Below are 15,653 nucleotides of genomic sequence, written 5' to 3' on the forward strand. Positions count from 1 at the left end.
CGGTCAGTGGTCCGCGCCGGGGACGGGCGCGCCCGAGGGGATCCCGGCCTGGATGTAGCCCTCGTAGTACTCCTTCCAGGGGGCGCTCATCCCGGCGTGCGGGCCCTCGAACCGTTCGCCGCGGGCCTTGGCGTCCAGGGCCGAGAGGCACACCTCCCAGCCCGCGCCGTTGCGGGCCGCTGTGTTCTGGGCGCCGAGGACGTTGGTCAGCGTGAAGCGGGTGCGTTCACCGTCCAGTTCCTCGAGGTCGAAGTGCAGCTCGTCGCCGCCCCACTCGAAGGAGAGGTGCCGCGGCGCCTCCACGGCCAAGACCGTACCGGTCGACTCGGGCATGTTGGGGTCGCCGCTGAACCGGACGGTCCCGCCCGGGCGCAGGTCGAACTCGGCGCGGGAGGGGAACCACTGGGCGAGTTCGTCGGGGTCGGTGACGAACCGCCAGACCCGTGCGGCCGGGTGGTCGTAGACGCGGGTGAAACGGACGGCGGGGCGGCCGTCGTCGAGGGAGACGTAGGTGCCGGTGAGTTCGGCGGCCATGGGGATCAGTCCTCCGGGAAGGGTTCGTCGGTGCCGTCCGATGTCTCGTCCAGGCGCCGCCCCAGCGCGTCCAGGCTCGTGTTCCAGAGCGTGCGGTAGGGGGCGAGCCAGGCGTCGAGTGCGGCGATGGGGGCCGGGTCGAGCGCGTACACCCGGCGCTGCGCGTCCTGTCGTACGCGCACCAGACCCGCCTCGCGCAGCACCTTCAGATGCTTCGACGTGCTCGGCTGGCTGAGACCGCACGCCTCGACGATCTCACCGACGGGCCGCGGGTGCTCCAGAAGGAGCGCGACGATGGCCCGCCGATGGGGGTCGGCGAGGGCGGTCCACAAAGAGGCATCGGACACCGAGCCAATATGCCTCGCCGGTTATATTCCTGTCAAGGAATGTTCGACCGACCCCTCCCTGAACGTCGGCGCCAGGTACGACGTGATCCGGCTCACTCCCCTATCGAAACGTTGTCGTTTCGAGAGAGCCCGCCTAAGCTATGTGTACGAAACGGTTTCGTTTAGACCGTTGACTCGAACGACTTTCCCTGGAGTGGTTCTCGATGTCCCAGATGGTGAAGGACGGCGCCCGCGCAGGCGCCGTGGAGGCGCCGCCGGCGGCCTCGCCGAAGCGGTGGTGGATCCTCGCGGTCATCGCGATCGCCCAGCTGATGGTGGTGCTCGACGCCACCATCGTGAACATCGCCCTGCCGTCCGCCCAGGCGGACCTGGGCTTCTCCGACGCCAACCGGCAGTGGATCGTCACCGCCTACGCTCTGGCGTTCGCCTCCTTGCTGCTGCTCGGCGGACGGATCGCGGACCTGTTCGGACGCAAGCCCGCGTTCCTCGTCGGCGTCGTCGGATTCGCCGCGGCCTCCGCGCTGGGCGGGGCCGCCACCGGCTTCGGCATGCTGGTCACCGCCCGCGCCCTGCAGGGCGTCTTCGGCGCGCTGCTCGCCCCGGCCGCGCTCTCGCTGCTGAACACGACGTTCACGGACGCCCGTGAACGCGCGAGGGCCTTCAGCGTGTACGGCGCGATCGCCGGCGCCGGCGGTGCCGTAGGGCTGCTGCTCGGCGGCGTACTGACCGACGGGCTCGACTGGCGCTGGACGCTGTACGTGAACGTGGCCATCGCCGTGGTCGCGTTCGTGGGTGGCTGGATCCTGCTCGGCAACCACCGCGACGCCGGGAACTCCAAGCTCGACGTACCCGGCACGCTCCTGGTCGCCGGCGGTCTCTTCTCCGTGGTCTACGGCTTCTCCAACGCCGAGACACACCACTGGGGCTCCCCGCTGACCTGGGGCTTCCTGACCGCCGGCGGTCTGCTGCTCGTGGCCTTCGCCTGGTGGCAGACCCGGGCCCCGCACCCGCTCCTCCCGCTGCGCGTCCTGCTCGACCGCGACCGCGCGGCCTCGTTCCTCGCGGTGCTGATCACCGGCGCGGGCATGTTCGGCGTCTTCCTCTTCCTCACCTACTACCTGCAGCTGAACCTGGGCTTCAGCCCGACGAAGACCGGCGTGGCGTTCCTGCCGATGGTCGGGGCGCTGATGGTGGCGGCACAGCTGGGCACCACGGTGCTGCTGCCGCGGATCGGCCCGAAGGCCGTCATCCCGCTGGGCTTCGCCGTCGCCACGGCCGGCATGGCCTGGCTGACCGGCATCGGGCTCGGCTCGCACTACACGACCGCGGTGCTGCCGCAGTTGATCCTGATCGGTGTGGGCCTGGGTTTGGTGATGCCGCCCGCCATGCAGCTGGCCACCGGCGGAGTCGCGGCCGAGGACGCGGGTGTCGCCTCCGCGTCGGTCAACGCGATGCAGCAGGTGGGCGGTTCGATCGGCACGGCGCTGCTGAACACCCTGGCCGCGAGCGCCGCGACCGACTACCTCGCCGGCAAGAACCCGACCGACAAGCTGGTCCGTGCCCAGGCGACCATCGAGAGCTACACCACGGCCTTCTGGTGGTCGGCGGGCCTGTTCGCCGCGGGCACCCTGGTCGCGTTCCTGCTCTACCGCCCCGGCAGGCAGCAGCCCGGGCCCGAGAACGCCACCGTCATCCACATGTGAGGTCCACACAGGCCGAGGGGCCGCCGTCCGCAGGGAGACGGCGGCCCCTCATCTGTTCTGGTAGCGGGCCGCGGCGGCGGCGAGTCGTGCCTGCTGGAGGATCTCGTTGCCCGGTGCGGCGGGCCGGTAGACGACGAGCGCGCGGTTCCTCTTCTCCAGCCGCAGGTCACCGGTGGCACCGACCAGCTCCCCGTCGTACGCGAAAGTGTCCGCGCCCCTGAGGTCGTCCACCTGGGCCCAGGCCACCCGTTCGACGCAGTAGACCGGCGAGCGGCCGAGGGCACCGGCGATCGCGGAGAGGACCACTCGGGTACGGGCCAGGCGGTGGCCGCCGTCGATCAGCCGCAGATCGAGCAGTCCGTCGTCCAGGCACGGCCGGAACGCGGGCGCGAAACCGTCCGGGACGTAGCGGCAGTTGCCGGCGAACAGCAGCCACAGCCGTCTGGGACGGCCGTTGAGCCGCAGTTCGACGGGGGTCGCGGTGCGCAGCACCCGCATGAGCGCCAGGGCCGAGGCGGCCCACTTGCCCCAGCGGCGCTCGAGGCGCTCGCGCATCCGCACCAGATCGGCGTACAGGCCGATGCTGAAGGTGTTCAGGAACTCGACGGACTCCGTGCCGGGGGCCTGGACCGACCGTGGGGCGGCCACCGCGATGTCCACGGCGACCGCGTCACCGCGGACGACCGCGGCCGCGGTGTCCTCCGGGTGGGGCACGCCGACGTCGAGGGCGAAGTGGTTGAAGGTGCCGCCCGGAAACACCGCGAGCGGCACCCCGTTGCCGGCGGCGGCACGCGCGGCCGCGTTGACGGTGCCGTCCCCGCCGTACACGCCGAGCGCACCGCTCCGTTCGACCGCGCGGCGCACCGCCCGGTCGAGCAGTTCGGCGAAGTCGTCGTCCGGGCCGCATTCGACGAGTTCGGCTCGGGGCAGCAGTTCGGTGAGGAGGACGGCGGGCGGCAGCGCGGGGGCCGCTGCCCCGGCTCCGGAGCCGCTGTTGACGAACACGACGAGCCCGTCGCCGTCGGGCAGGGCCGGTGCCGGGGCCGGCGGCCGCTCCCGCTCGGGATTCACCTGGCGCGGCGGCCACCACCGGCAGGTCAGCAGCGCGGCGCCGGCGCCGATCGCCGCCCCGGCCAGGACGTCCCCCGGGTAGTGCACGCCCACGTAGACCCGTGAGAAGGCCACGGCCGCACCGACGGGGGCGACCAGCGCGCCGTACCGGGTGGACTCGAGGGCGACCCCCGTCACGAACGCCGCGGCCGAGGCCGCGTGGCCGGAGGGGAAGGAAGTGGTCCACGGCTGACGGGTGAGGTGGCGCACCGGCGGTACGGGGTCGAGCAGGGGCGGGGACGCCGGGCGCTCCACTTGACGACGGTGTTGACGGTGAGCGAGGCGATGGCGAGGGAGCCGATCCCCCGCAGGGCGGCGCGCCGGGCACTACGGCCGCCGAGCGCCGCGAGCCCGGTCGCCGCGCCCATCCACAGCCGGCCGTGGTCGGCGAGGTGGCTGAGCCTGATGAGCGCCGGATCGGCGCCGGGCACCCGGGCGGTGGCGACACGGGTGAACAGCCGTCGGTCCAACTCGCCGAGGATGCGCATGCTCCAGGGCTACCCGGACGGGACCGTGCGGGCATCCGGGGTGCCGCCAAGCGGTGACCGGACTGCTCCGGGCGGACGAGCCACGCGTCCGGGCGCCTCCGGGGCCTCCACCGGCCCCGGGCCCGGGCCTGCGGCCGGCACACCCCGTCCCGGGTGGGCCGGCCGCCGCGCGCCACCGCTACTCCCCCGCGTATGCCTTCGTCAGGGCGGCGATGTCGAGCTTGCCCATCGAGAGCATCGCCCGCGTCGTACGGGCCGCCTTCTCGTGGTCCGGGTCGCCGATCATGCCGATCAGCCCGTCGGGGATGACCTGCCAGGACACCCCGTACTTGTCCTTGAGCCAGCCGCAGGGGCCGGGCTCGCCGCCGTCCCCGACGAGCTTGTTCCAGTAGTGGTCGACCTCCTCCTGGTCGGCGCAGTGGATCTGGAAGGAGATCGCCTCGTTGAAGGTGAACTGCGGGCCGCCGTTCAGCGCCACGAACTTCTGGCCGTTGGCCACGAAGTCGACGGCGATCACCGAGCCGGCGGGGCCCGGACCGGCCTCGGTGTAACGGCCGATCCGGCCGATGCTGGAGTTCTTGAAGATCGCGACGTAGTAGTGCGCCGCCTCCTCGGCCTGGCCGTCGAACCAGAGACATGTGGTGAAACCTTCGGTGGGCATGGGCACCTCCTGGAGCGTGGAACGCGGTCACCTGTTTCGACCGATCCCCGCCCCGGAACTCATCGGCCGGACGGCGATTTATTGCGTGGGGCGCCGCCAGCACTCGAACTAGCATCCCCACCATGACGACGTCATCGCCCGCCGACGGCATCCGGCCCTTCCGTCTGGCCATCCCCCAGAGCGACCTCGACGACCTGCACGACCGTCTCGACCGCACCCGCTGGCCCGACGAACTGCCGGGCGTGGGATGGGCGTACGGGGTCCCGCGCGACTATCTGCAAGAACTCGTCCGGTACTGGTGCCACGACTACGACTGGCGGGCCGCCGAGGCGCAGCTGAACGAGTGGCCCCAGTTCACCACGGAGATCGACGGGGCACATGTCCACTTCGCCCACATCCGGTCCCCGGAACCGGACGCCACCCCCTTGGTCGTCACCCACGGCTGGCCGGGCTCGTTCGTCGAGTTCCTGGACATCGTGGGTCCGCTGACCGACCCGGCCGCCCACGGCGGGGACCCGGCGGACGCGTTCCACGTCGTCCTGCCGTCCATCCCCGGGTTCGGACTCTCCGGGCCCACCCGGGACACCGGCTGGGAGGCGCGCCGTATCGCCGACGCCTGGACCGTGCTGATGGACCGGCTCGGCTACCCGCGGTTCGGCGTGCAGGGCGGGGACTGGGGCGCGGCGATCTCCCGCGAACTGGGCCGCGTCCACCCGGACCGGGTGATCGGCGTCCATCTGAACCTGCTGCCGGGGGCGCAGCAGACCACCGAGCCGACCGCCGATGAGCTGTCGGCGCTGGGCCCCGAGGAGCGCGAGCGCACGCTCGCGTCCTGGCACCGCTGGTCGGAGTGGCAGCGCGAAGAAGCGGGCTATGCGAACGTGCACTCCACCCGGCCGCAGACGCTCGCGTATGCGCTCACCGACTCGCCGGTGGGACAACTCTCCTGGATCGTCGAGAAGTTCAAGGCGTGGACGGACTGCGCCGAGCTGCCAGAGGAAGCCGTCGACCGGGACCGGATGCTCACCGACGTGATGCTGTACTGGTTGACCGGCACCGCCGGTTCCGCGTCCCGGATCTACTACGAGCGGGCCCATGCCTCGGGCCGGGGCGCCGCGCCCGCCGAGCCCTCCACCGCCCCGACCGCGCTCGCCGTCTTCCCGGCCGAACCGCAGGTCCCGCTGCGGCACAAGGCCGAGCGGACGGAGAACATCGTGCGCTGGACGGAGTACGACCGCGGTGGGCACTTCGCCGCGATGGAGGAGCCCGATCTGCTGGTGGACGACGTCCGGGCCTTCTTCCGGCAGCTGCGCGAGAAGGGCTGAGCCCGCGCTCTGCCCGTGGCGAATCTGCGGCGGGCAGAGAAATCTCCTCTGGCCGTCGCCGGCGGCCGACAGTGGAGTCGACGGCGTACCCGCGTCACGACAAGGAGACCCGATGACTCCACTGCTCCGACTCACCAGGCCCTCGCCCCGCGCGGAGGAGGGCGAGACCTCGACCAGCCGCTTCGACGACCATCTCGCCGCACAGTTGCTCGCCCAGCGGATCGTCATCCTGGGCACGCAGGTGGACGAGGTGTCGGCCAACCGGGTGTGCGCGCAGCTGCTCCTGCTGTCGGCCGAGGACCCGCGCAGCGACATCAGCCTGTACATCAACAGCCCGGGCGGGTCGGTCACCGACGGTCTCGCGATCTACGACACCATGCGGCTGATCCCCAACGACGTGTCGACTCTTGCGATGGGCTTCGCGGCCAGCATGGGCCAGTTCCTCCTCACGGTGGGAGCGCCCGGCAAGCGGTTCGCGCTGCCGAACGCGCGGATCATGATGCACCAGCCGTCGGCCGGCATCGGCGGCACCACCGCCGACATCGAGATCCAGGCGGAGAACCTGGAGTACACCAAGAAGGCCATCGAGCGGATCACCGCCGAGCACACCGGGCAGAGCCCGGAGACCATCGCGCGGGACGGAGACCGGGACCGCTGGTTCACCGCGGAACAGGCCAGGGAGTACGGGATGGTGGACCGGGTCGTCGAGTCGCTCGCCGACGTGCGCCCGGCATCCTCCCGCCGACGGATGGGGTTGTGACATGGGGTCGTACACGGTTCCGTACGTCGTCGAGCGCACCGCGCAGGGCGAGCGGTCGTACGACGTCTTCAGCCGGCTGCTCTCCGAGCGGATCATCTTCCTCGGTACCGAGATCGACGACGGCGTCGCGAACGTCGTCATTGCCCAGCTCCTGCACCTGGAGTCGGCGAACCCGGAACACGAGATCTCGATCTACATCAACTCCCCGGGAGGATCGTTCACTTCCCTGATGGCCATCTACGACACGATGACGTTCGTGCAAGCGCCGATCTCCACGTTCTGCGTCGGGCAGGCCGCTTCCACGGCGGCGGTGCTGCTGGCCGGCGGAGACCCCGGGCGGCGGTTCGTGCTCCAGCACGCCCGGGTGCTGCTCGGCCAGCCTGCCAGCGGCGGCCGGCAGGGCACGGTCTCGGACCTGAGCCTCCAGGCCAAGGAGATGGTCCGGATCCGCGCCCAGGTGGAGGAGGTGCTGTCGCGGCACACCGGTCACGAAGTGGCGGCCCTGCGGGCCGACATGGACCGGGAGAAGGTCTTCACCGCCGGGGAGGCCGTCGCGTACGGGCTCGCGGACGAGGTGCTGAGCCGGCGTCTCGCGCTCGTCTGACGCCGGCGGGCCGGGTGCCCGGTCAGGCGGCGAGGCACAGACCGTCGTAGTGCGCCGTCGGCGATGTGCGGCCCCGGCCGGCCCGTGTCCGGGCGGGCCGCGCCAGCTCGCTCTGGGCGCGCGAGAGCAGATCGGCGAGGCCGAGCCCGAGGGCCTGGGCGGCGGCGGCGAGCACCTCCGAAGAGGCCTCCTTGCGGCCGCGCTCCACCTCGGACAGGTAGGGCATCGAGATCCGGGCCTCCTCCGCGACATCCTTGAGCGTGCGCTCCTGCGCGAGCCGTTCGCGCCGCAGCACCTCACCGAGGAGGTCGCGCCACAGGGGCTCCCTGGGGGCCGGGGTGTGCGGCGTCAGCTCCGGCTGCCGCGGCGGCCGGTCCGTCCCGCCGGTGCGGGGCGGGCCGGTCTGCGGACGCAGCGGGATGACACGGGCTTCGTTCGGGGCACGATCGCTCACCCCTCCAGCCTAGACGAGTAAGTCCGATGTCCGGGCCGGTGGGAGGGCATGAGGAGAGGGCGTTCAAGATCATGTTGTGACGCAAGATCTGAACACCCTCTTGACCGCACTGTACGTGAAGATCGATGACGAGTTGGGAGGACCGCGATGGCTGGGCAGGCCGCCGGTGCTGACGGACTCCGAACTCGTGTGCGTCGCGGTCGCCCAGGCGATGCTCGGGTTCACCTCCGAAGCCCACTGGCTGCGCTACGCCCGCAAGCACCTGAACGGCATGTTTCCGTATCTGCCGCAGCAGTCCGGCTACAACAAACGGCTGCGTGCGGCGCTCGGCCTGGTCAAGCGAGTCATCCGCATGCTTGCGAAGTCCTCGGACTTCTGGCTGGACGACTGCTGGATCGTCGACTCCACACCAGTGCCGTGTGGGATGTCCCGGCCCACCGTGAAACGCTCGGATCTGGCCGGATGGGCGGGCTACGGCTACTGCGCCAGCCACTCCCGGTTCTTTTGGGGCCTGCGGTTATACCTGGTGTGCACCCCCTCGGGAATGCCGATCCTCTGGGCGCTGGCGGACCCGAAGATCGGCGAACGCGAGGTGCTGGCCGCGATGCTGGAGGTCGAGGCGGGCGTCGTGGCCGGACACGACGGCATCCTGCTGATCTCCGACAAGGGCTTCGCGGGGAAGGACTTCGAACAACTGCTGGCTGGGTATGGCATCACGCTGATGCGACCCTCGCGCAAGCGCGAGAAGGCCCGCTACGGCGAACCGATGCTCAAGAAGGTCCGGCAGCTCATCGAGTCGGTCAACGACACCCTCAAGGGCCAACTCGACCTGGAACAGCACGGTGGACGCAGCTGCGCGGGCGTCGCGATCCGCGTCGCTCAACGCATCCTCGCCATGGCCGCCGCCATCTGGCACAACACCCAAACCGGGGCCCCGGTCACCCGATCACTGATCGCCTACGACCATTGACCGGGCTTCGGACTTACGGCTTGGTGCGCGATAGCTGACACCCCCTGCCTAGGTACGCGAACGGCCGTGCGGGACGATCATGATTGTGACGTCAGGATGGGCCCGCACGGCCTTGAGACATCGTATCTGTACGGGGATCCCGCGCCGCCGCTTAAGCAAGCTGATTGTGGAGCTGGCCGACCCGTGGACGGCCCGTGAGGAGTCCCGGCTGCGCGAACGCCGAGGCCACGACCGGCAGCGCGCCGCAGGAGCCGGCCCCGACCACGAACTGGTCTTCACCGACCGGGTCATTGCCACCCTGGTCGTCCTGCGCTTCCAACTCCCGCACGCCGCCCTCGCCGTGTTCTACGGCGTGGACCGCTCCACGATCACCCGCGCCGTTCACGAGGTACGCCCCCTGCTCGCCGCCCGCGGTTTCGCTATCCCCGATGGCCCCGACCTGCGGCTTCGCTCCCTGGCTGATGTCTTCGCCTACGCCGCCTCCCACGGTGTGGAACTGCGGATCGACGGTACCGAGGTCCGTGTACGCCGCCCCCGGGCGAACAAGCCCGGCCGCCGGGCGTTCGTCTCCGGCAAGATGAAGCAGAACACCAAGAAGGCCAGCGTCATCAGCGACGAGAAGGGCCGCACCCTGTGGACCGGGGCCTTCCGGCCCGGCCGTATGCACGATCAGACCGCGCTGAAGACCGAAGGCATCTCGGACCTGTTCGAGCAGTTCCCCCAGGTGAAGGCCAAGGTGGACGCCGGATACCGAGGCCTGGCCAAACAGTTTCCCAACCAGGTCGAAGCCCCGCCGCTGAAGTCGAAGAAGGATTCCCCGCCCGAAGAAGTAGCTGTCTGGGAGGCCGCTCGCAAGAAGCAGTCCTCCGAGCGGATTCCAGTCGAGCACGCCAACGCCGAGCACAAGCAGTGGCGGTCCCTCCAGCGCTGGATCGGACGCCGCGAGTACTACGACGAGACCCACCTGGCCATCGCCAGCCTGGTCTCCGACCGCACCGCCGAGCGGTGATCATCCACCAGCCAACCCGCCAGGCCAACACGACCCGACCTCAATCGCGCACCAACTCGTTACTCGTCTAGGGATCCGGGGTGCCCTGGGAAGGGAGCCGCGTTCTGCCCTGGGTGAATCCCACGCCGCCAGGGCGGCGCGGCACCGTCGAAGTCCGCGTCCGGCCTGCGCGCTTTCCGTCTTGCGCACCGGCTCCGGCACGGCGTCCCCACCCGGCCCGCGAGAGCCGCGCCACAGGCTTCTTCGCCGCATGCGTACATGAGGTGTCGAGATGGGGGTATGCGCGGAAGCACGACGCTTGGACAACGCCGAGAGGCCCAACAGTGAGTTTCGTGGGAGAGGTAATGGACACCGCCATGAGCTGGTCGACGGTCACCGACGAGAGCGTCAGCACCAGGGCTGGTGAGGAGAGCCTGCCGACCGTCACGGATCCGAGGACCGTGGCTCCTCGCGACGCCCGGGAACTGTCCCGCCAGTTCTTCCAGCGCCTGAGCACACTGGAAGAGGGCACGCACGACTACCAGTACGCGCGCAACACGCTGATCGAGATGAACATGTCGCTGGTCCGGTTCGCGGCCGGACGGTTCCGCAACCGCAGCGACGACATGGAGGACATCGTCCAGGTCGGCATGATCGGGCTCATCAAGGCCATCGACCGGTTCGAGATCTCCCGGGAGGTGGAGTTCACCTCCTTCGCCGTCCCTTACATCGTCGGCGAGATCAAGCGGTTCTTCCGCGACACGACCTGGGCCGTCCATGTGCCCCGGCGTCTGCAGGAGTTGCGGGTCGAGCTGGCCAAGGCGCGCGAGGAGCTCGCGACCCGCCTCGACCGCGAGCCCTCCGTCGCCGAACTGGCCGCGCTGATGAACCTCTCCGAGGACGAGGTGGTCGAGGCGCAGATCGCGGCCAACGGCTACAACTCCTCTTCACTGGACGCCACGCTGGCCAGCGACGAGCAGGACGGAGAGGCCGTCCTCGCCGATTTCATCGGTGAGGAGGACGACGGCATGCGCCTCGTCGAGGACTTCCACACCCTGGCTCCCCTGGTGGCCGAGCTGAGCGAACGCGACCGGACGATCATCCACATGCGCTTCGTGGAAGAGGCCACACAGGCCGACATCGGCGCCCGCCTCGGCTGCTCGCAGATGCATGTCTCCCGGCTGATCAAGCGGATCATCGAGCAGTTGCGGAGCGGAATGCTGGACGACGTGAAGCGGGTGGACGCCACCTGACGGACGGGGCGCCCGGACGGCGGCGCGAAAGAGCCCGTGGGCTCCTCGGACCCACGGGCTCTTTGTTGTGCCTCAGTGCCCCAGCTTCACCACGGCCTTGACGCACTTGCCGACCGGGACCCGTTCGCACGCGACGTGGTCCGCCAGCGCATGGACGATCTCCAGGCCGTGCCGGCCGATCCGCCCGGGGTCCTTCGGAAAACGCAGGGGCAGTGTGTTGCTGCTGTCGTACACGGCGACGGTGACGACCGTGTCGGTGCCCTCCAGCTCAAGGATGTACGGGCCGTGGCTGTGCCGCTGTGCGTTGGTGACCAGCTCGCTCACCACCAGCAGGACATCGCCGGTCGCCCGCGCGTCGATGGCGGCGCACCATTCGGACCGGAGCTGTTCGACGAACAGCTCGCCGAAGGCCCTGGCCTCAGCGATGGAGCCCGGCTCCCCGGTGTAGTGCGCCGCCCGCCGCAGCGGTTCAACGGGCGTGTCGAAGTCAGTCGGTATCACTGCTCCGTCCAGGTACTCCATCATGCGGTCTCTCTCGGATGCCGGGAGTCGTACGGTGCGGAAACCTCGTGGAAGAGGCACCGCACCAGTGCTCGTACCCAGCAACGCGTTCCCCACTCACCGTACGGACAGCCCCTCTTGCCGACGACCGACCGGCCGGGCCGGCGGGCGCATCTTCGCGTGGGTGCGGGGCACCCGCAGAGTACGACACCCGGCGGGACGCCGCCGGGGCGGGGTGGCGGAGGTGGCCGTGAGCTGGTGGGTGTGGCCGGTCCTCGTGGTGGCGGCGATCGTGCTGGTGGCCGGGCTGTTCCTGTGGGTGCAGGCGCGTCGGCGGTCGGGCACGGTGATCACCGTACGGCGGGAGCGGGGGCCCGGAGGGCGGGGCGTGCGATGAACGAGTTGATGGGGGCACGCGAGCTGTCGGGACGTCCCGTGGTGACTCTGGGCGGGGAGGCGGTCGCCCAGGTGAGGGACACGGTCTTCGACGGTCCGGCGGGCCGGATCACCGGTTTCACGCTCAGCGGCCGGGGTCTGCTGGCCGGACCGCTGTGCAAGAGCCTGCCGTGGACCGCGGTCCACGCGCTCGGCCGGCACGCCGTGATGATCCGCGACCCGGAGGTGCTCGCCGACCGGTCGGCGGTGGTGGAGCGCCGGGAGGCCTCGCACGGCAGGGTGCTCGGTGCCTGGGTACTCACCGACGCGGGCACCGAGATCGGCGTCGTACTGGACGTCGTCGTCGAGGGCGGCGCCAGTGGGCGGGTGGTGGGCTTCCGGATCAATGCGCGCGATGCGCTGGTCTCCGGGTCGCGCAAACGCCGGCGCAAGGTGTTCGTGCCGCGGGGCGAGACGCTCGCCGTGTCGGGGCGGGCGCTTGTGGTGCCCTCGGACGCCGTGCACTTCGTAGCCGACGACCTCGCCGCGTTCGCCGCCCGTCTCGAGGCGTTCCTGGCGCGCGGCGGGGCCGCGCCGGACGGCGTCGAGAAGGGGCCGGCACAGTGACGGCGCTCCCGGTGAGCAGGAGGGCGAGGCTCGGGAGGACAGCGGTCCGTGAGCCGGAGCGCGCCTCGTCCTGGGCTCGGCCACGACAACGGCCGACGGAACGGGGCAACCGTGGAGCTGCGGTACCTGACGTACTTCCTCGCAGTGGCTGACACACAGAGTTTCACCCGCGCCGCGCAGCGCTGCCATGTCGCGCAGTCGGCACTCAGCCAGCAGGTGGCCCGGTTGGAGGCGGAACTGGGATTGCCGCGCGCCAGTGCCCCTCGGACCGTCGTCGGCAAGTAGAACCCCGGTGGCCGGCCCCGTCTGCGGAAAAGGCACAGTGCCGGGCCGCGGTCGATGGGGTCGGCTCTCCCGGCAGGCGGAACACGGAAGGGGTGCCTAGCGTGGCAGCGTGAGCGCCCCGCCCTCGTCCGGCCAGGCCGTCGCCCGCACCGGAAGTCCACCGTCCGCCCGGCACGGCTGGGTCCAGGCCGCCGTGACGGTGCTGGCCGGGGTGATCGTCATGGGCGTGCTCGCCGCGCTCGGCCTGTGGGCGGCGGGCGGCACCGGCATTCCCGACAACGGATTCCCCCGGGTGGTGGCCGCCACGGTCGTCATGGCCGGCGGCGGCAGCGTGCGGCTGGCGGGCGACGCCGGCGCACTCGCGGACACCCGGGCGGGGCTGACGGCGATGCCCTTGTCGGTGACGCTCGCGGGGGCGCTGGTGATCGCCACCGGGTTCCTGCGCCCGCTGCGGCACCGGGCCATGGCCGGCGCGTCCGAACTGGTGGGCTGGGCCGCCCGGATCGCCGTGCTGTGGCTGGCAGCCCTCGTCGGGCTCGCGCTGGCGGCACGTCAGACGTTCACCGTCCCGCTGGGCAACGGGACCATCGGCGACATCGGCGACCTGTTCGGCGTCAACCCGAGCATCGGCTACACGACGGACCTGGCGCCGACCCTGCTGTTCGGGTTCCTGTGGCTCGCGGGCGTGCTCGTCCTCGCCCTGCTGGCGTCGCGCGGTGCCCCGCTCCCGGCCCGGTTGCTGCGCCGGCAGGAGTCGGTGCGTCCGGCCGCGTACGCCATGGTGGTCCTGCTGCTCGCCTGCGTCTGCGTGGGCGTGGTGATCGGGCTGGTGGTGGCGGCGACGCGCGGGCACCCCGCCCGGACGCTCGCCGTGGTTCTGCTGGCGCTGCCCAACGTGATCTGGCCGGCGTTCACGATCGGACTGGGCGCCACCTGGAACGGTCGCGTGGACGGGCCCTTCGGGCTGCCCATGCCGCATCTGCTCGACCAGGTGCTGCGCACCCCGGACGTCTCGACGCTCGATCTGCACTCCCTTGCCCAGTACGACGGGCGGGTGTGGTGGCTGGTGGCCGCCGACGCCGTGCTCACCGTCGGTGCGGCGTTCGCCATGGCGGCACGGTCACCGGCCCGGATCCGGCCGTGGCGGCATGCCGTGCACATGGCCCTGGCGCTGGTGGCGGCCGTCCTCACGATCTGTCTCGTCTGCCGGATCTCGGCGCACTACGGCCTGTCACTGATCGGCATCGGGGACCTCGGGGGCGGGCTGTCCGGTGTGCTGTTCCTCGAACCGAGGCTGTGGAGCGCTCTGGGCCTTGCCGCGCTGTGGGGGCTGGTGACGGGGTTCGCCGCCGGACTGCTCGCCACACGGGTTCGTCCGAGGTCTGAGGTTCCGTAGGGCAGCGCGCGGAGGTCAGCGGCGGGGTCAGGCGGCCGGGGTGGAGAGAGCCGGGACGAACCGCTGCATCCGCAGCGCGTCGATGGACTCGGCGAGCAGCTCGTACTCCGTGGTGTCGTCGCTGACGGCGAAGCGGGCCAGTCGTCCGGCCGCCAACTCATCGGCGAACAGATCCTGTTGACCGGTGTCACCGCACCAGCTGCGCAGTGCGCCCGGCACGTCGGGGACGCTGTCGGCGACGGGGGCGATGGAGTTCGGCGGGAAGAGCGGGTTGTCGGGGTGCGGATCGAGGCGTTCGGCGATCCACAGGGCGCGGCCGCGCATCCACCACAGGGCCAGGGCGAGGGTGGGCGCGCGATAGGTCCCCAAGGGCACACCGACCCGTTGACCGGCGCATATACCGTATGCCGTGACATGGCACAGGAATTCGTCGTGCACGATCGTCCCCCAGTGCGGTGCTCGGTGCCGGATCGGCCCGTAGTGCCTTGCGTACGCTCGCTGTGCACGTGGGCGTCCCGGACACGAGGCGCGGTGGCGCTCTCTCAGTCGTGACCGGTCACCCGTCACTTCGAGTATCGCCACTCCTGACACTCTGTCACCATGCCATTTCGGCCAGTCTCCTGGCATATTCACCGCTGCGGCTGGCCGAAACGGGGCGGGCGCCGGCGGGCCCGGTGCTGTCGTTTGACCCCGGAGGTAATCGACGCCCCGGACGCGTCCGGGCATGGTTGCGCTATCGGCTCCCGACGGGCACCGGGCCCTGGGATCCGGCTTCTGACCAGCACCTACGACCTCGATGGAGGCTGATCCGCCATGTCCGCAGACACCGACCGCCGCCAGTCCGGCAACCACCACGAGTCCGCCGTCGCCCGCTACTTCGAGGCGTGGAACACCACCGACCCCCAAGCGCTGGCGAAGGCGGTCGCCGCCGCCTGGACCGCGGACGGAACGTACACCGACCCGCTGGCCGACGTCGTCGGGCACGAGCGGATCACCGCACTGATCGCGGGAGCCCATGAGCAGTTCCCGGGGTTCTCCTTCCGGCTGTCCGGCGCGGTGGACGGGCACCACGACATCGCCCGCTTCGCCTGGGAGCTGGTGAACGAGGCGGACGGTTCGGCACCCGTCGCCGGCTTCGACGTGATCGCCCTGGCCGACGACGGGCGCATCCGCTCCGTCCACGGCTTCCTCGACCGCGTCCCGCCGGGCGTGGCCTAGGAGAACCGGGCCGCGCAGCCCAGGAACCGGGCCGGGTGGCCCGGAGGCCGGCTA

Annotated in this window: 19 protein-coding genes and 1 pseudogene; 12 read left to right on the forward strand and 8 right to left on the reverse strand. The window is 70.9% G+C overall.

Annotated features, from left to right (window positions below; translation table 11 throughout):
• Nucleotides 1–3: 3 nt before the first annotated feature.
• A complete protein-coding gene (locus tag ACQEXA_RS07495) occupies nucleotides 4–534 on the reverse strand; it encodes an SRPBCC family protein (RefSeq protein WP_432935932.1) in 531 nt (176 codons plus the stop codon).
• Between the two features lie 5 nt (nucleotides 535–539).
• Nucleotides 540–881 carry an ArsR/SmtB family transcription factor gene (locus ACQEXA_RS07500; protein WP_359406536.1) on the reverse strand — a complete coding sequence of 114 codons (342 nt, stop codon included), beginning with the start codon at nucleotides 879–881 and terminating at the stop codon, nucleotides 540–542.
• A gap of 203 nt (nucleotides 882–1,084) precedes the next feature.
• Here ACQEXA_RS07500 and ACQEXA_RS07505 point away from each other — a divergent pair, with 203 nt between their 5' ends.
• A complete protein-coding gene (locus ACQEXA_RS07505) occupies nucleotides 1,085–2,584 on the forward strand; it encodes an MFS transporter (RefSeq protein WP_432935928.1) in 1,500 nt (499 codons plus the stop codon).
• 48 nt (nucleotides 2,585–2,632) lie between these two features.
• On the opposite strand, the gene ACQEXA_RS07510 is transcribed toward ACQEXA_RS07505, so the two are convergent.
• The 3 genes from ACQEXA_RS07510 to ACQEXA_RS07520 all read right to left on the reverse strand — a co-directional run bounded on the left by ACQEXA_RS07510 (nucleotide 2,633) and on the right by ACQEXA_RS07520 (nucleotide 4,843).
• Entirely contained in the window at nucleotides 2,633–3,904 is a 1,272-nt protein-coding gene (locus ACQEXA_RS07510) for a bifunctional phosphatase PAP2/diacylglycerol kinase family protein (RefSeq protein WP_433129137.1), read from the reverse strand.
• Entirely contained in the window at nucleotides 3,829–4,182 is a 354-nt protein-coding gene (locus tag ACQEXA_RS07515; RefSeq protein WP_433129139.1) for a hypothetical protein, read from the reverse strand. Before ACQEXA_RS07515 ends, ACQEXA_RS07510 begins: the two co-directional genes overlap by 76 nt.
• Nucleotides 4,183–4,360: 178 nt before the next feature.
• Nucleotides 4,361–4,843, reverse strand: a complete 483-nt coding sequence (locus tag ACQEXA_RS07520) for a VOC family protein (protein WP_433129141.1) — start codon at nucleotides 4,841–4,843, stop codon at nucleotides 4,361–4,363.
• Nucleotides 4,844–4,965: 122 nt separating this feature from the next.
• Between ACQEXA_RS07520 and ACQEXA_RS07525 the strand changes: the two genes are divergently transcribed.
• The 3 genes from ACQEXA_RS07525 (at nucleotide 4,966) to ACQEXA_RS07535 (ending at nucleotide 7,532) form a co-directional block, all read left to right on the forward strand.
• Nucleotides 4,966–6,168 carry an epoxide hydrolase family protein gene (locus ACQEXA_RS07525; protein WP_432935920.1) on the forward strand — a complete coding sequence of 401 codons (1,203 nt, stop codon included), beginning with the start codon at nucleotides 4,966–4,968 and terminating at the stop codon, nucleotides 6,166–6,168.
• Nucleotides 6,169–6,280: 112 nt separating this feature from the next.
• A complete protein-coding gene (locus ACQEXA_RS07530; RefSeq protein WP_432935918.1) occupies nucleotides 6,281–6,928 on the forward strand; it encodes a ClpP family protease in 648 nt (215 codons plus the stop codon).
• A 1-nt stretch (nucleotide 6,929) separates the two neighbouring features.
• Nucleotides 6,930–7,532, forward strand: a complete 603-nt coding sequence (locus tag ACQEXA_RS07535; protein WP_432935915.1) for a ClpP family protease — start codon at nucleotides 6,930–6,932, stop codon at nucleotides 7,530–7,532.
• 22 nt (nucleotides 7,533–7,554) lie between these two features.
• Here ACQEXA_RS07535 and ACQEXA_RS07540 read toward each other — a convergent pair whose 3' ends face one another.
• A complete protein-coding gene (locus ACQEXA_RS07540; protein ID WP_432935913.1) occupies nucleotides 7,555–7,986 on the reverse strand; it encodes a helix-turn-helix domain-containing protein in 432 nt (143 codons plus the stop codon).
• 76 nt (nucleotides 7,987–8,062) lie between these two features.
• On the opposite strand from ACQEXA_RS07540, the gene ACQEXA_RS07545 reads away from it, so the two are divergent.
• From ACQEXA_RS07545 to ACQEXA_RS07555, 3 genes are all read left to right on the forward strand, one after another.
• Entirely contained in the window at nucleotides 8,063–8,956 is an 894-nt protein-coding gene (locus ACQEXA_RS07545) for an IS982 family transposase (RefSeq protein WP_433129143.1), read from the forward strand.
• Nucleotides 8,957–9,035: 79 nt separating this feature from the next.
• Entirely contained in the window at nucleotides 9,036–9,965 is a 930-nt protein-coding gene (locus ACQEXA_RS07550) for a transposase family protein (protein ID WP_433129145.1), read from the forward strand.
• Nucleotides 9,966–10,309: 344 nt separating this feature from the next.
• Entirely contained in the window at nucleotides 10,310–11,197 is an 888-nt protein-coding gene (locus ACQEXA_RS07555) for an RNA polymerase sigma factor SigF (protein ID WP_433134481.1), read from the forward strand.
• Nucleotides 11,198–11,269: 72 nt separating this feature from the next.
• Here the strand turns inward: ACQEXA_RS07555 and ACQEXA_RS07560 are convergent, their stop codons facing one another.
• Nucleotides 11,270–11,722 carry an ATP-binding protein gene (locus tag ACQEXA_RS07560; RefSeq protein WP_432935909.1) on the reverse strand — a complete coding sequence of 151 codons (453 nt, stop codon included), beginning with the start codon at nucleotides 11,720–11,722 and terminating at the stop codon, nucleotides 11,270–11,272.
• A 226-nt stretch (nucleotides 11,723–11,948) separates the two neighbouring features.
• Between ACQEXA_RS07560 and ACQEXA_RS07565 the strand changes: the two genes are divergently transcribed.
• The 4 genes and pseudogenes from ACQEXA_RS07565 to ACQEXA_RS07580 all read left to right on the forward strand — a co-directional run bounded on the left by ACQEXA_RS07565 (nucleotide 11,949) and on the right by ACQEXA_RS07580 (nucleotide 14,381).
• The gene (locus ACQEXA_RS07565; protein WP_432935906.1) at nucleotides 11,949–12,095 is read left to right on the forward strand and encodes a hypothetical protein; all 147 of its coding nucleotides are present in this window, start codon (nucleotides 11,949–11,951) and stop codon (nucleotides 12,093–12,095) included.
• Complete coding sequence (locus tag ACQEXA_RS07570) at nucleotides 12,092–12,700, forward strand: PRC-barrel domain-containing protein (protein ID WP_433129147.1); 609 nt, start codon at nucleotides 12,092–12,094, stop codon at nucleotides 12,698–12,700. The genes ACQEXA_RS07565 and ACQEXA_RS07570 overlap by 4 nt, the downstream gene beginning before the upstream one ends.
• Nucleotides 12,701–12,811: 111 nt before the next feature.
• Nucleotides 12,812–12,943, forward strand: a pseudogene (locus tag ACQEXA_RS07575) (LysR family transcriptional regulator); the annotation flags it as partial.
• Nucleotides 12,944–13,094: 151 nt separating this feature from the next.
• Nucleotides 13,095–14,381, forward strand: a complete 1,287-nt coding sequence (locus ACQEXA_RS07580; protein ID WP_433129149.1) for a streptophobe family protein — start codon at nucleotides 13,095–13,097, stop codon at nucleotides 14,379–14,381.
• A 27-nt stretch (nucleotides 14,382–14,408) separates the two neighbouring features.
• Here ACQEXA_RS07580 and ACQEXA_RS07585 read toward each other — a convergent pair whose 3' ends face one another.
• Nucleotides 14,409–14,819 (reverse strand): hypothetical protein, encoded by a 411-nt coding sequence (locus ACQEXA_RS07585; RefSeq protein WP_432935900.1) that lies wholly within the window; start codon nucleotides 14,817–14,819, stop codon nucleotides 14,409–14,411.
• A 375-nt stretch (nucleotides 14,820–15,194) separates the two neighbouring features.
• Here ACQEXA_RS07585 and ACQEXA_RS07590 point away from each other — a divergent pair, with 375 nt between their 5' ends.
• Complete coding sequence (locus ACQEXA_RS07590) at nucleotides 15,195–15,599, forward strand: nuclear transport factor 2 family protein (protein ID WP_432935898.1); 405 nt, start codon at nucleotides 15,195–15,197, stop codon at nucleotides 15,597–15,599.
• The last annotated feature ends 54 nt before the right edge of the window (nucleotides 15,600–15,653 follow it).

Origin of the sequence: Streptomyces sp. CA-106110, from assembly GCF_050936285.1 — a bacterium.
In the GTDB taxonomy this organism is placed as follows: Bacteria; Actinomycetota; Actinomycetes; order Streptomycetales; family Streptomycetaceae; genus Streptomyces.

Bases quoted from the DNA above. Each gene is read 5' to 3' on its own strand.
- ACQEXA_RS07495 (WP_432935932.1), bottom strand. From the start codon at position 534: ATGGCCGCCGAACTCACCGGCACCTACGTCTCCCTCGACGACGGCCGC.
- ACQEXA_RS07505 (WP_432935928.1), top strand. From the start codon at position 1,085: ATGTCCCAGATGGTGAAGGACGGCGCCCGCGCAGGCGCCGTGGAGGCG.
- ACQEXA_RS07515 (WP_433129139.1), bottom strand. From the start codon at position 4,182: ATGCGCATCCTCGGCGAGTTGGACCGACGGCTGTTCACCCGTGTCGCC.
- ACQEXA_RS07520 (WP_433129141.1), bottom strand. From the start codon at position 4,843: ATGCCCACCGAAGGTTTCACCACATGTCTCTGGTTCGACGGCCAGGCC.
- ACQEXA_RS07525 (WP_432935920.1), top strand. From the start codon at position 4,966: ATGACGACGTCATCGCCCGCCGACGGCATCCGGCCCTTCCGTCTGGCC.
- ACQEXA_RS07530 (WP_432935918.1), top strand. From the start codon at position 6,281: ATGACTCCACTGCTCCGACTCACCAGGCCCTCGCCCCGCGCGGAGGAG.
- ACQEXA_RS07535 (WP_432935915.1), top strand. From the start codon at position 6,930: ATGGGGTCGTACACGGTTCCGTACGTCGTCGAGCGCACCGCGCAGGGC.
- ACQEXA_RS07550 (WP_433129145.1), top strand. From the start codon at position 9,036: ATGATTGTGACGTCAGGATGGGCCCGCACGGCCTTGAGACATCGTATC.
- ACQEXA_RS07555 (WP_433134481.1), top strand. From the start codon at position 10,310: ATGGACACCGCCATGAGCTGGTCGACGGTCACCGACGAGAGCGTCAGC.
- ACQEXA_RS07560 (WP_432935909.1), bottom strand. From the start codon at position 11,722: ATGATGGAGTACCTGGACGGAGCAGTGATACCGACTGACTTCGACACG.
- ACQEXA_RS07570 (WP_433129147.1), top strand. From the start codon at position 12,092: ATGAACGAGTTGATGGGGGCACGCGAGCTGTCGGGACGTCCCGTGGTG.
- ACQEXA_RS07590 (WP_432935898.1), top strand. From the start codon at position 15,195: ATGTCCGCAGACACCGACCGCCGCCAGTCCGGCAACCACCACGAGTCC.